Here is a 14,675-nt window from a genome sequence, read left to right on the forward strand (position 1 = left end):
ATATTCCTAAATTGTAAAGCTTTCACCACAACCACAACGAGCTGATTCATTTGGATTAGTATATTCTAATTTGTATAGTCCAAAGTCATGTTTAACATAATCAATTTGCAAGCCATTTAAAAAATCCATGGACTTATTAGATACAAAAAACTTTAGACCATGCTTATCTACTATCGTTGTATCATTTGGCTGTTTAGTAACAAAATCTATATCATAAGCTAATCCAGAACAACCCATTAACTTTGTACCTATATATATACCTATGTTTTCAGAGTCTTTAGCCAAATGCTTTTCAAAATGCTTAGCAGCAGCTTCTGTGACCTCTAGAATATTATTATTAGGATCAAAAACTTCGACCATATTATCTAACCTTTTCAGTTTATTGTGACTATTTTAATTGAGATATTACTTTTTTCAATGCTTTAATAAATAAGTCTATTTCTTCAACAGTATTATACATACCAAATGATATGCGCACAGTTGATGAAACACCCATTCTATTTAATAAAGGATGCGCACAATGCTTTCCTGTTCTAACACACATACCTTTTATAGCCAATAGCTCTCCAATATCACCAGCATTACAGCCATCAACAACAAATGTTATGACTCCTGCTTTATTTTGAGCCTGACCAATTATTTTTAGACCTTCGATTTTTTGTAGCTCTGTTGTTGCATACTCTAATAACTGTTGCTCGTAGTTTGCTATATTTTCCATACCAATAGAATTAACGTAGTCTATAGCCTCACCAAACCCTATAGAACCAACTATATCAGGTGTCCCCGCCTCAAATTTGTACGGAGGTAACGCAAATGTTGTCTTATTAATTGTTACGTCATTGACCATATCCCCACCATAGTTATATGGAGGTAATTTTTGTAGTAACTCATATTTACCATATAGAACACCAACACCCGTTGGTCCATATAGTTTATGACTTGAAAACACAAAAAAATCACAGTTTAAATCTTGGACATCCACTTTTGAATGTATAACAGCTTGAGCACCATCAACAACTACTAATATATTTGTGTTAATCTTTTTAATGTCTTCTATTATCTTTTTGACAGGATTAATAGTCCCTAAGACATTTGAGCACAAGGTTATAGCCACAACCCTAGTTTTATCTGTAATCAAAGATAAAAGGTTTTGAATATCAAGTTCACCATTATCATTGACTTTAGCCACTTTGAAAACTAATTGTTTTTCTTCACAGAGCACTTGCCATGGCACAAAATTAGCATGATGTTCCATTTCAGTAACAATAATTTCATCTCCCTCAGAAACAATTGACTTGCCAATAGAATTTGCTAGCAGATTAATTGACTCTGTGGTGCCTTTGGTTAATACAATTTCATTTGATGACTTAGCATTTATAAACTGCTGAACCTTTACACGTACATTTTCATATCTGTCGCTAGCTTCTTGGCTTAGCTGATAAACTCCACGATGTACATTAGCATAATTAAACTTATATGCATCAGCTACAGCATTGATGACTACTTGTGGTTTCTGAGCCGAAGCCCCTGTATCAAAAAAAACAACAGGCTTGTCATTAATTACTTGTTCAAGAAATGGAAAATCTTTTCTAATTTTTTTCACATCATACATTGTATACTGCCTATTAAATATATAAATCAAACAAATTATACTAAATTAGTATAATTTTGTCAGTAGTAGAATTTTATGATTTATGTAGAATAATTGAAATGAATCAGCATACAGGGACATTGGTCGCTAAACCTCCTAGAGAGGTTTCTTTATACTTACTACACATATCCAGACCTGTTTCATACATAACTTTAATAACATAGTCTAGTCCAACGAATCTCTTCTCGCCTGTATCTAAATGAGCTAATTTTGCAGCATTTATAGCCTGTACAGCCCCCATTGCATTACGCTCAATACATGGGATCTGAACTAATCCTCCAATAGGATCACAAGTCAATCCTAAATTATGTTCCATACCAATCTCTGCTGCTGACTCTATAGAGTCAATATCTCCACCAAGCAGTGCACAATAGCCAGCAGCTGCCATCGAACAGGCAACTCCGACTTCACCTTGACAACCAACTTCTGCAGCAGATATAGAGGCTCCTGATTTATATAAAATACCTATAGCGGCACATACAAGTAAATATTTATTAACAACTTTTGATAATTCATCTTGATTAATAATTTCATGAGTCTGCAGATAATACTTCAATACAGCAGGAATCACACCAGCAGCTCCATTCGTTGGTGCTGTAACTACCCTTTCACCACATGCATTTTGCTCATTCACAGCAATTGCAAAGGCATTTAGATAGTTAAAGTCAGTATTAACAACATTCTGCTCTTTAAGTTTTTTTATCATACTTGGAGCTCTTTTCCTAACCTTAAGACCACCTGGTAATATTGCTTCCGGACAAGTTAAGCCTTTTTCTATTGATGTTTCCATAACCTGCCAAATTTCAGCTAATTTCTTCAAAGAATATTGTTCTCCATAAGCTGTTTTCTCATTTTCAAACATTATCTCAGCAATAGACATACCTTCTTTTTGACAAATATTTTTTAGTTCTGCCATGCTAGCGAATTTATAAGGCTTATTACACTCCACCTCTGTAGGAACTTCATCTTTTTTTATTTGTTTTTTATCAACGATAAAACCACCACCTATAGAGAAATATTCTTTTTGACAAAGAAGCTTATCATCATCAAATAACGAAAAACGCATACCATTAGAGTGCTCTGGAAGAAATTCATCATAATGAAATATTAAATCCTGATCATAATCAAAATTAATTTCAAATTTTTGACCTAAATTAAGTTTTTTTTGCTTTAAACAGTCGTCATAAAGCTGTTTTGCTAATTCAATATCTACAGATTCTGGCAAGAACCCCATTACACCTAAGATAACTGCATAATCTGTTTTATGACCTTTACCAGTAAGAGCAAGTGACCCATATAAATCAATCTTAATTCTTGTGGTTTCAGTTAACTTGTCCTCATACAAATTAATAAAATTGCTGCCAGCTCTCATTGGTCCTATAGTATGAGATGAAGATGGTCCTACCCCGATAGAAAAAAGCTCAAACGTACTTTCCATAAAACTCCTCCAAAAGTTAAAACTGAAATAATACAAGATAATTAAATTATATCTTATTTTAATCTCTTTTCTCTAGCTTTCCAATCTGGCATATAGCATGAAATATAGTCATAAAACTCTTTGGAGTGATTAGGATGAGTCAGATGAGCTATTTCATGAAGCACCACATACTCTATAGCCTCTATATCTCTTAAAATCAGATTAAAATTTAGATTTATATTTTTTTTAACGTAGTTACATGAGCCCCATCTAGTTTTTGTCTTCTTTATTGTTACTCTATTTATTTCTTGATTAGTGATTTTCATATATTTAGCCACAAGATTATTGAGAATAATGTCTGCTTGATCCTTATAGAATTCTTCCAATAGTTTTTGCTTAAACTCTTTATTATTGATAACACTAGAATTTAGTAAGAACTCGATATAATCATCACAATAATTAACCAAGTTATGTTTTGAACAAGTTATTTGAATAGGATATTGTCGCCCTAAAAAATAAATACAATCTCCATCATCCAAATTATAATTATTGTAGTCATATCTTTGATTGATCAGTAAACGTTTAGTATGCCTATCTATCCATCTTTTTTTTGTTTGTAAAAGCTCTAGAATTTCTTTTTTTGAAACTCCTTTGGGCGAGGTAACTGTAATTACACCGTCGACACTCAGGGAAATTTTTAGATTTTTAACATTTTTATATATTATATCAACTTCATATGACATAAGTTATTGTACTGTTATATTCTGCCAGCCCTGTTTAATATCAGCATTATTACTCGACCAATATTCAGTTACCATATCTCTGATAGTAATATTAGTGTCTTTATAGTTTTTAACATTATCAAAGATGAAACCATCTCCTCCAGTAGTTAAAAAATCAATAGTTGCAAGTTTATAAGTATTATTTTCGTCTAAAGGCTGATTGTCGATTAATATCCTTTTTATTTGATTTGATTTATCTAATGTAATATTTAATCCAGCAAAAACACCTACCTGTTTATCTCCAAGTGGCTGCAAACTATGCTCAATCAATTTAAATAAATCACTCCCTTTTATATCCATAGTGACTACCATATTATCAAAAGGCATCACCTCATATATCATACCATAGGTAATATTACCTTGTGGTAGAGATCTTCTAATACCATGTGAATTAACAAGAGCTAAATCCGAACCGGTTTGATTTTTAATAATATCTGCTAATGTATAAGTTAAAGGAATATTGTAGTAACCATCTTGTGCTTCGTCTGACATATCAGCAGGAGCCTTTGTTATGATCTTATCAAGCTCAGATTTAACAGAATTATTGTATTTAGCTATTATATTGCTAACTTCCTTGTTAGGTTTAAGATTTTTTGTAGCCTGAGCTAAATTAATAACTTCAGGTGTTACTTTACATACATCGGATGTGTGACAATCATAGTGTAAAACACTTATATCTTTACCTTGGCTCTCTCCTTGTTCAACTACAACACCATTTTTCAAACCATTAACAAACTTATGACTATGTCCCGTCAAAACAGCTGAGATATCGTCAACACCATTTACCACCGCATATATTTCTGACTCATCGCCCAAATCAGCCCTCTTTGCAAAAAAGATTTCAGAGTTTTGTTGATCAGTAGGAATATGAGTTAATAAGACTATTGTATCTGGTTTTGGCAGTTTGTGCTTATTATAGTTATTTATGTACTTAACCCATTTATTAGCGCTTGTAACAGGATTCATAAACTTCAAATTCGAGACATTTTTTTCTGCTGTAGTATCAGGAGTTTCTAAGGTAGCTAATCCTATAAAATATATTGTTTTACCACTTGGTAAGGTTTCATAGCCAAAAGGCTTAATATAATCTAATGAATTTTGCTCAGTATATTTCCTATAAAAATAGTCAAATAACGAATCATCTTTATAACTAATATTTGCAGCTAAAAATCTAATACCATTCCTGTCATACCAATGCTTGAACCACTTCTGACCATAATCAAAATCATGATTCCCCACAGCAGAGTACTTAACACCAATGTAATCAAAAAAAATCATTAACCACATCACCATGAGAAATATTTGATATACCCGTACCTTGATAGTTATCGCCAGCTGCAACCACTACCAGATTTGGATGTGTCTTTTTATAATTATCTATAAAACTAGCTATTTTTGCTGCTCCAACCATGTCTTTATTGGGCTCAACCTGACCATGAAAGTCATTTAAAGATAAAACCGTTATATCATCTTGAGCATAAACAAATACAATACTAAAAAATATTAGTATAAAACTAAGATACCTTCTCATAATCATGTCCTTTAATTATAATGATAGCTTTTATATGAGCCCAGAACTTTCAAAAAAGTACTCTTTTTAAGCACTTCCAACAGAGCCTTTTGAACATTTTCATCATCTTCAGAACCTTCAAAATCTATAAAAAACAAATAGTTCCAGGCCCTATTTCTTGATGGTCTAGATTCTATTTTTGTAAGATTAATATTATGTTTACCAAAAACATTTAAGGTATTTACGAGTGCATTAGATTTATCTTCAACAGAAAAAAGTAAAGTTGTTTTATATTTACTATTATCTATATCAACCTGAATATCGTCATATCCCATTAATAGAAAACGTGTATAGTTAAAATGTTCATCCTCAAACTCATTTTGAAAAATTTTTAACCCATAAGTCTTTGCCGCAAGCTCTCCAGCTATTGCTAAATTATCTTTAACATTCTTCTCAAAAATATACTTTGCGGCTCCAGCGGTATCAACAAAAGCCTCAGGAACAAGTTTTAGTTTATTAAGGCTTTTAGAACACTGAGATAATGCTTGAGGATGAGATATAACACTCTTAACATCAGAAAGCTGCACTCCCTCCAATCCCATTAAACAGTGTTTGATTTTTAAAACTACTTCAGCTTTTACTTTTAAATTACTCTTAATTAATTCATCATAAGCTGGCACGACTGATCCAGCCAATGAGTTTTCAACGGGAATCATAACAAAGTTTGATTTACCAGCTATAGTATGTTCAATTGCTTCAGAAAACGAGAAGCATGGAACTGTCTGAAAATCTTTAATATTTTGTTGATTTAAGAAATTAGTTATTGCTTGCTCAGAATAAGCCCCATGCTCACCCTGAAAAGATACTTTAATCATATTGTATTATTAATAAACTTTTCTAAACAATATAATACATTATGAGATAATAAGATAAAATTGTTTATTTAGATATAATTGTCGTCACTAATAGCTTTTTTGATTCCTTCTTGCATATCTTCAGCAGACAGACATAGATTCTTCGCTATTGTAATAACGATAAAACTAATCACAAGAACTATTGCTGAACTCCAGTATAAATTTAAATCCCCTGTTCCGCCAAATGAGCTAAAATAAGAAACTATTGTAACTAGTACAATATAGATCCAAAACCATATCGACTCTCTAAAATTCCAATGTATTTCTTCTGATCTATCTTTTCTAAAGGTTCTATAAACTCCAAGCATAATCAAAGCAATAATTAGAGCTATACCAGCTTTTGAAACTATTGCCCATCCACTCCATAGAAATACCAAAGTAGCTGCAAACATACCTAAAGTTGATAGCAAATAAGCACCTTTAAGCCTAAATGGTCTATGCATGTCAGGTAGATGATGTCTAAGTGCCATGGTTGATGTTGGACCAGTAATGTATGTAAGAGCGATCAATGACGTTAAGAAAGTAGCCATTTCTTTCCACCCAGGGAATGGAGCAAACATAACTAAAGCGATCAAGAAATTAAGTCCAATAGCATAGATTGGTTTTTGCATAATTGGGCTTAACTTCCCTAAAACACTTGGCAAGTAACCGTTATGCACCATAGCTCCCAAAGATTTTAGTGCAATACTAAAGTAAATTAGACCAGCCATAAGAGGGAATACTATAGCTCCAAAGTAGAGTGGGTACATAACCCATGTAACTCCAAAACTTTGAGCCATTACAGCAAATGGACCAAAACTAGATGAACTAGCTCCTGGCATAACAACACCTTGCCAATCATTATTGTGTACAAACTTTGACATTACCAATAAATACGCAGCCTGTAAGAATAGAAAAATAATCAAACAAATCAAAACTGCCCCGATCGTTGCAACTGGAATTGATTTCTTAGGGTTTTTTGTACTTCCTGCGAGTTCTACTATAGTTTTAAAACCAGTAAAAGCATAAGCAATACCACCAACTGAAACTGCAGCCAAAACACCATTAAACCCAAATGGCATAAATGATAATTCTTCTGCTTTCATATCCTTTAAAGCTGGTAAAGTAAAACAAAATATAACAAATACAATCGATATAAATATTGGTACAGCAACCTTAAATAAAGTAACAATATTATTAATTTTTGCTAACCATTTAAGTGAATAAAAATTAATAACACAGAATCCTAAAAGGAAAATTATTGCTAACGGTACTCCAGCCATCGACAAAGCACCATCTCTGCTAGCATCAATGAGTGATGGATAAAATACTGCCAAATATTGAATAACTGCTTGAACCTCAATTGGTGCTAAGACCAAGTATGATATCCATGTAATCCATGCGAACATATAGCTTGTCATAGTCCCATGAGTAATGTGAGGAATGCGTGAAGTAGACCCCTCAACTGGTACAATTGTACAAACCTCAGCAAACACTAAGGCTATAAAAATCATTAAAATTGCACCTACTATCCAAGAAAGAATAGATCCAGGACCAGCTTCCTGCGATGTATACTGCGCGGCAAACATCCACCCTGACCCCATAATAGCACCAACACCCATAGCTACCAAGCTAAGGGTAGAAAGACTCTTCTTTTCCATGTTATCCTTTAATTAACAAATTACTAAATAGTAATTAAGAGTTTACTGCGAATGATCTTACATGTAAATACTTCAGGAGTTATATAACCTCTCTTATAACTCTCTCGTTTAAGGTACTCATAATATCATACTCGATTGTATTGACTTGCTTAGCCATCAGAAAAGCACTGTTTCTATTGCGTGGAATATCAGATATTAGTTCTACTACATCTCCTACTTTAACATCGTGTTCATTATAGCCTAGTGAAACCGTTAATCCATCCATACTCATTCTTCCAGCCATAGGGTATAGTACATTGTTGATACTCACAAACCCTCTATCACCAAGCTCCCTAGGAAAACCATCGCCATAGCCAATAGGTATTACAGCAACTTTCTCTCCATGAAAACCCCTATATATCATAGAATAACCTACACCATCACCTTCTTCCAAATCAATTATCTTAACTACCTTTGATAATAGCCTTGCTATAGGCTTTATTTCTCTTATAGGTCTATCAACATAAAACTCTGGAAGAAAACCGTAAGTTACAATACCTGGGCGAATCATATCATAACAAATTTCCTTATCTCCTAGAAAACCATAAGAATTTGATAAATGACAAATTATCTTACGAGATAACTCTTTAGTATATTCAACAATTTCTGAAAATCTCTTTTTTTGCTTAGTATTTGTTGGATGATCTCGATTATCAGCACATGCTAAATGGCTATAAACTCCTTCAAGTAAAATCCACTGAGAGTCATGTGCTCTTTTTATAGTTCTACAAGCATCACTATAACACACCCCCATACGATTCATACCTGTGTTTATATTAATATGGGCATATACTTTTTTATCAAGCTCTTTGGCTATTTGCTCTAACTTTTCAATATCTTCATAGTCTTGAATGCTAACTCTAATATTTTCTGAGATCATTTTTTCAATATATTCATAGTATATTACTCCAAATACTAGCACTGGATTTTTAGCAACAGCTGTTACTCTAAAAGCCTCTAGAGAGTTAGCAACAGCAAAAAAATCTACTAAATCATGTGTATTCTCTACTATCTCTTCTATACCATGCCCATAAGCATTTGCCTTGACAGGAAAACACATCTTAGCATTGCCAACATACTCTCGAATAATTTTAATATTATTCCTTAAAGTTTGTTTACTAATTTTTAAAATATTCATAAATTTCCCACACTATTTATAAATAACATTATTAATTTTATTTTTTAGGACTAGAAGTGAAAAAGCAGCAACTACAGTAACAATAGCAATCCACATAAATAAATTCTCATAACCCAGATAGCTATTAATTTTAGCTTGACCAACTAGCAATGAGCTCTTTGAGTGTTCCAAATCTTTACTAGCATAAAGTGAAGCCACGTATGCTCCTAGCTTAATACCAACTGCCCAAGTTAAAAACCACATCCCCATACAAAAGCCTCTGACCTTAGTCGGGACAAGTTGCGTTATCAAAGATAAGCCAACAGCCGTTGCCATAATCTCAGCCCAGGAAAAAAACACACCTACAGCTATGACTTCCCACCAAAAGGAAACTTTTGTAGAAGGATCATTAAAAACACACACCAAATATAAGAAACTGTAACATATCCCAGCACATAACAAGCACAAAGCAAATTTACTTGTTGATCTTAATCTATCACCCATTTTATTGAAATACATAGCAAGAAGTGGAGAAAAAATTAAAATCCCTGAAGTATTTAAAAGTCCTGGTACAGTTTGTGAATTCAATTTTATACCCAAAACATTTAAATCCACATGATGAACATTAAATAGGAAGAATGATGTTGTCTTTTGTGCATAAGTCATAAAAAATATTGTTGCATAAAATATAAATACTAATAAAAGTAGCATTTTTAAGCGATACTCTTTATCTTGCTGAAAAGTAACATTTATGAAATAACCAACAATAACTACTACCGCTAGAATAAGTACAATAATAATTAAATCACTAAAATACAATAAGCCAGTAACTACTGATATAAAAAAGACTATTCCTACTATAGCTAAAACCAACTGCTGAAAACTAAGTGTTTTTTTACCAACTGGCGCAGCTATTGTTGAAAATAATTTCTTATTCATAAATATATTGCCAAGAGCTAGTAATACTCCACAAGCGCACACCCCTAAAGCAATTCCATAATGCCTATTTTCTAAACCATATGAATCTGCACTGCTTAAATAAGGTATTAGAATAGCACCTGATAATGCTCCAATATTATTAGCCATATTAAAGTAAGCGTATATAGAGTCTAACTTTGCTGGATCTCCTGCATATAATCTAGATACACTGTTCAATGTCATTGGCACAAATAAACATGCTCCAACAATAATCATTGCCAACCCTATATAGATCGAAAAATTCATTAGCATATCACTAGTCGCTAACAATGAATATCCTGATAATAGACAAATACCACTGCAATTAAAGTCCTTCTCACACCTAGGGCCTTATCAGATATAAAACCTCCCAAAGAGCTCAGAACATAACAAAGAGCAGTAAATGAACCAGCAAAGGTTGATGCGTAAGATTCTGTAAGATTTAACTTATTTATACAGAAAAATATTAAAATATAAAAAAAACCAAAAAAACTAAACCTTTCAAATAATTGTAATAAAAATAATGAAATGAAGTATTTCGTTCGTTGTTTTTCCTCTATATATTGCACTACACACCCTCCTTGTGTTCAAGCCAAATTATCTACAAGCTACTGAAACTCTTTCAAATAGCTCTTACAGCTTTATAATTAAGATCACCCATAAAGATATTACTTTATAGATCAAGATAGTTACCTAGATCAACAACTGATCTCAAATGATTCTTGCATATTTTTTATGAAATTATCAAGCTTTAGGCTAGCCAAAAAACTTTGTAACCTACGCCCACAACTTCCATCTGCAATATTGACAATAAAACTAAACACCACTAAATCTAGTAATGATAGCTTAGAATTGAAGAAATACTCTTTTTCACCTAAATAGTCTGCTATAGCTTGTAAATCACGCTCAGCTTTTAAATAAATTTCATTATTAGTTAAATTTGTTACACCAGCAGCCTTTAGTTGACGCAGAACATTTCTCTTAGCAACAGGGTAAACTATACTCGCCATAGCCTTTGGTAGCTTAGTGGACTCTAGGAACTCTTTTTTCCATGTATAATTATCTTTATCAGCCCAACGACTATACACTCCGACCCAGTACAAGCTATCCTCACATAATCTTATAAATGCTGTAGATATGGCTTTTTGTTTAGGGTTTAGATGCTCATCCAAGTTATTATGATTTTGCTTATCTAACATTTCGATAATTAGATTGCTATCAGCAAATTTCTTACCCATAGTCTCTATATATGGCATTTTGCCTGTTGGTGATTTATTAAACTCTAAACTAAAATGATTTTGATAACTCAAATCAGTAGCTTTTAAATATAGCTCAAGCTTTAGACAAAAAGGACTACAACTATAACTCCTTCCTTTTAATTTCGGTAACTGGTGTAAATGAATAATCATAACTTCCCTTCTTCATCAAAATTTATAACATTATTTGCTGCTGATCCTGATTGAGTGTCTTCAAATTGCCTAGATACAATATTTTCTTTGACAATATCAGCTTTCTCAAACTCAGATATCACAATATCATCAAGTCTTCCATTTCTTATAACAATATACCCTCGAAACCTCTCATCAGATGATGAGCTATTATAATCAAATGAGTATACTCTATAAAAAACTAAACGCCTATTCTCAAGCTTAACATCTATTTTACGTAAACAAACAGTTTCATCTAGCAACTCCAAGTCATATTTTGCTGTTGAGCGTTGAGCAACATCTACAGCATATTCCTTATTTTTCATAAAATTACGCCATAAAAAGAAACATAATCCTAAAAAAATAATCGTATACAATGCTAACGACATATAACTACCTTGAAAATATCTTGTAAAATATCATTATATGTTAAAATCTACTCGTTAAAAACATACTTTTTGATCGCTTTGAAAATTTTAAAATACTTCTATGGTTCTTTCTTTGTAACTCTTATTGGTATCGGTATTGCTATATTTATTTATCCAACTGCTCCATTAGAAACAATATACTCGGTATTAATTCTGGCCATACTTGAAATTTCTCTTAGTTTTGACAATGCCGTCATCAATGCAAAAATTCTTGGACAAATGTCACAAAAATGGCAAAAGATCTTTATCTACTTAGGTTTACCGATTGCCGTTTTTGGTATGCGTTTATTATTCCCAATTTTATTGGTAAGTGTCACAAGTGGTATTAATTTTACTAACGTAGTTACACTTGCCCTAAACAATCCTCAACAGTATCAAAATATATTAGAGCATTCCATGCCTTATATTTGCAGTTTTGGTGGTAGTTTCTTACTTATGGTTTTTCTGAACTTTTTTCTCAGTGAAAATGAAGGTCATCATTGGATACCTATAGTTGAGAACAATAGGATTACAAGAAAAATACGTGATTATAATGGTGGATATATTCTATTTGCAATCTTTATTGGCTTAATAATCATCTATGATGCAGAACCTGATTATCAAGGCAGTTTAGCAATTGCTTACTTTTTGGGTATAGTTGTACATGAAAGCATTGGTATGCTTAACTCCATATTTGATACATCGCATATAGATAGTTCGACAGTTGCTCGCAATGGCATAATGGGATTTATTTACCTTGAAATAATAGATGCATCATTTAGTTTTGATGGTGTAATTGGTGCATTCGCTATTACAGCAAATATTATCATAATTATGATTGGTCTTGGTATTGGTGCAATGTTTGTAAGATCACTGACCATACTATTTGTACAAAAGAAAACTCTGGCAAAATATATATATTTAGAACATGGTGCTCACTACGCTATTGGTTTTTTAGCAGCTGTACTATTACTAAAGATATTCGTTCATATTCCAGAATGGTTTAGTGGTTCTATAGGAATACTAGTATTGTTTATAGCATTTATTCACTCTGTAATATCTGCCAAAAAGTTAGAAAAGCAATAGCTCTAAGTCATCTACATTTCTAGCTATATATTTAGATAATTGTGATACTTTTTCTCTTTCAACATGTTCAAAATATGCTATGAACTTATTAACATAACCGCTTTCATATAGCTGATAATCTGTATAACCATCACCAACAGCTATAATTTCACCATTTATCAAATCTTTGACTTTATCAAAAGCGCTTAACTTTGAATCACATGCTCCATTAGAGTTATCAAGAGTCTTAAAGCTTCCATCGTCATTCCAAATAATATCTACTGCAAATATATTATCTCGTGGAATATGCAAATAATCTGCAAATGGCTCGATACTCTCAGTTAATCCTCCACTAAAAATCCATATTTGATAACCTTTATTTCTAAGTGTTTCGATTATTTTCTTGATACCACTTGTCAATAAATCAGGACAATACTTATCTGCAAAATCTTTGATACTTTGCTTTGTTGGACTTGCAATAGCCAATCTTCTTTCAAGAGATTCTCTAAAACAAATGTCTCCTTGCATACCTAAATTGGTAATACGCTCAATTTCTTTTAGCTTTGAAGGAGATTGCTCTAATAATGGCTCTAAGATTAACTCTAATGATTCTTTTTTAATCAATGTTGAATCAAAATCAAAAATTACATTTTTCATAAAATACTACTTTAAGTATACCCCATGCAGAGCTGGAGGAATTAGGATTGGTAAATATGCTTTATATACTAAACTTAAATCAGTTGCATTTAAATAGACAATATAACTAAGTTTCTTGTCTGTATCGATAACATTTACAAATATAAGACCATCATCTTCAGTTTGAGCTTGTGGATTAGCTATAAATATAGGTTCTGAGACAAAATTATTTCCAAAACAATATTCAACCACATCATTATTTGATAAGTCTATTTTTATTATGCTATTAAAAAATTCTGCTTGATCTGTACGCTTAGCTAGATAAACATAACGATAATTTTTTATCAAAAATTTCTCATTAATCCTTGGGAACTCAACATTAAGAGCTGTAATAATACTTTTCTCTATAGTGTTACGACCGACATCAACGACCATTCGTGTTAGCTGTGTTTTTAGTCTACAATCATCATTCTCAATATTTTTAAAATAGAACTTCTTATATGGTTCAAGATTATCGGTATACTCAATAAAGTCTAGATATATTTTATTATTTTGTTCAAAAGCATTAACACTATGAAGGAAGACAATACTCTCAGCATCTACAATCCGAACATCATATGTTCGTCTATCAATAACCAATAACTTGCATTTTGCAGTATCATCATAAGATATAACTTCTGAAACAGGTTTAGTCAAAAAATCAAGTGGATTTGCTCTTAATGGACCTAAATATAAAACAACATAGTTCTCTGTAAGAAATAGCGTATGGTTATATATAAATTGATTATCATAGAATTCATATATTTTTGTTCTTTCTGAAGAATTTTTAGCAATTTTATAAATAGTGTATTTACACTTTTTTGATATATCGACGACAAAGTTAAACTGTTCTTTCGTGACAGGATCAAACTGAGGATGAGCACAGCTAAACTGACCTTTCATTTTATCACTAAAACTAAATTCTTTTAATGTATGCAAATCATTCTTCTCTGTACACGATAAAAAATATTGAAAGGACTGATTAAAGCCTTATATATTCATTATTTGCGAAAGATGAAAAAGTACTTTAATCAGCTAAGAGGAAGTCTATCTGAAATATTCAATTGGCACAAG

14 protein-coding genes and 1 pseudogene are annotated in these 14,675 nt (G+C 32.1%); 1 reads left to right on the forward strand and 14 read right to left on the reverse strand.

All coding sequences use genetic code 11. From position 1 onward, the window contains the following. Positions 1–6: 6 nt before the first annotated feature. From F3D57_RS03710 to F3D57_RS03760, 12 genes and pseudogenes are all read right to left on the reverse strand, one after another. On the reverse strand, positions 7–360 hold the full coding sequence (locus F3D57_RS03710; protein ID WP_149368075.1) for a HesB/IscA family protein: 354 nt from the start codon (positions 358–360) through the stop codon (positions 7–9). Between the two features lie 28 nt (positions 361–388). After that, on the reverse strand, positions 389–1,612 hold the full coding sequence (locus F3D57_RS03715; protein ID WP_150465244.1) for an aminotransferase class V-fold PLP-dependent enzyme: 1,224 nt from the start codon (positions 1,610–1,612) through the stop codon (positions 389–391). A gap of 103 nt (positions 1,613–1,715) precedes the next feature. Then, the gene (locus tag F3D57_RS03720) at positions 1,716–3,089 is read right to left on the reverse strand and encodes an L-serine ammonia-lyase (protein ID WP_150465245.1); all 1,374 of its coding nucleotides are present in this window, start codon (positions 3,087–3,089) and stop codon (positions 1,716–1,718) included. A 53-nt stretch (positions 3,090–3,142) separates the two neighbouring features. Next, positions 3,143–3,811: a M48 family metallopeptidase gene (locus F3D57_RS03725; RefSeq protein WP_150465246.1), complete on the reverse strand. Its 669-nt coding sequence runs from the start codon at positions 3,809–3,811 to the stop codon at positions 3,143–3,145. A gap of 3 nt (positions 3,812–3,814) precedes the next feature. Next, a complete protein-coding gene (locus F3D57_RS03730) occupies positions 3,815–5,128 on the reverse strand; it encodes a bifunctional metallophosphatase/5'-nucleotidase (protein ID WP_224728146.1) in 1,314 nt (437 codons plus the stop codon). Then, positions 5,115–5,381, reverse strand: a complete 267-nt coding sequence (locus F3D57_RS10350; RefSeq protein ID WP_224728147.1) for a hypothetical protein — start codon at positions 5,379–5,381, stop codon at positions 5,115–5,117. Before F3D57_RS10350 ends, F3D57_RS03730 begins: the two co-directional genes overlap by 14 nt. Before the next feature lie 11 nt (positions 5,382–5,392). After that, on the reverse strand, positions 5,393–6,235 hold the full coding sequence (pheA, locus tag F3D57_RS03735) for a prephenate dehydratase (protein ID WP_013923383.1): 843 nt from the start codon (positions 6,233–6,235) through the stop codon (positions 5,393–5,395). A gap of 68 nt (positions 6,236–6,303) precedes the next feature. After that, on the reverse strand, positions 6,304–7,914 hold the full coding sequence (locus F3D57_RS03740) for an APC family permease (RefSeq protein WP_150465247.1): 1,611 nt from the start codon (positions 7,912–7,914) through the stop codon (positions 6,304–6,306). Between the two features lie 79 nt (positions 7,915–7,993). Continuing rightward, entirely contained in the window at positions 7,994–9,091 is a 1,098-nt protein-coding gene (gene alr / locus F3D57_RS03745; protein ID WP_149368070.1) for an alanine racemase, read from the reverse strand. Between the two features lie 12 nt (positions 9,092–9,103). Continuing rightward, a pseudogene (locus F3D57_RS03750) lies at positions 9,104–10,596 on the reverse strand (peptide MFS transporter). Positions 10,597–10,725: 129 nt separating this feature from the next. Continuing rightward, positions 10,726–11,433: a glutathione S-transferase family protein gene (locus F3D57_RS03755; RefSeq protein WP_150465250.1), complete on the reverse strand. Its 708-nt coding sequence runs from the start codon at positions 11,431–11,433 to the stop codon at positions 10,726–10,728. Beyond that, positions 11,433–11,843, reverse strand: a complete 411-nt coding sequence (locus F3D57_RS03760; protein WP_041263797.1) for a DUF3301 domain-containing protein — start codon at positions 11,841–11,843, stop codon at positions 11,433–11,435. The genes F3D57_RS03755 and F3D57_RS03760 overlap by 1 nt, the downstream gene beginning before the upstream one ends. 78 nt (positions 11,844–11,921) lie before the next feature. Here F3D57_RS03760 and F3D57_RS03765 point away from each other — a divergent pair, with 78 nt between their 5' ends. Continuing rightward, positions 11,922–12,947 carry a DUF475 domain-containing protein gene (locus F3D57_RS03765; protein ID WP_150465248.1) on the forward strand — a complete coding sequence of 342 codons (1,026 nt, stop codon included), beginning with the start codon at positions 11,922–11,924 and terminating at the stop codon, positions 12,945–12,947. On the opposite strand, the gene F3D57_RS03770 is transcribed toward F3D57_RS03765, so the two are convergent. Together F3D57_RS03770 and F3D57_RS03775 are read right to left on the reverse strand one after the other, a co-directional pair. Next, positions 12,933–13,583: an HAD-IB family phosphatase gene (locus F3D57_RS03770; protein WP_150465249.1), complete on the reverse strand. Its 651-nt coding sequence runs from the start codon at positions 13,581–13,583 to the stop codon at positions 12,933–12,935. The two genes, F3D57_RS03765 and F3D57_RS03770, sit on opposite strands and share 15 nt — an antisense overlap. A gap of 6 nt (positions 13,584–13,589) precedes the next feature. Next, a complete protein-coding gene (locus tag F3D57_RS03775) occupies positions 13,590–14,540 on the reverse strand; it encodes a carotenoid oxygenase family protein (RefSeq protein WP_224728148.1) in 951 nt (316 codons plus the stop codon). Positions 14,541–14,675 lie beyond the last annotated feature (135 nt).

This window comes from Francisella sp. SYW-2 (genome assembly GCF_008711475.1).
In the GTDB taxonomy this organism is placed as follows: domain Bacteria; phylum Pseudomonadota; class Gammaproteobacteria; order Francisellales; family Francisellaceae; genus Francisella; species Francisella salimarina.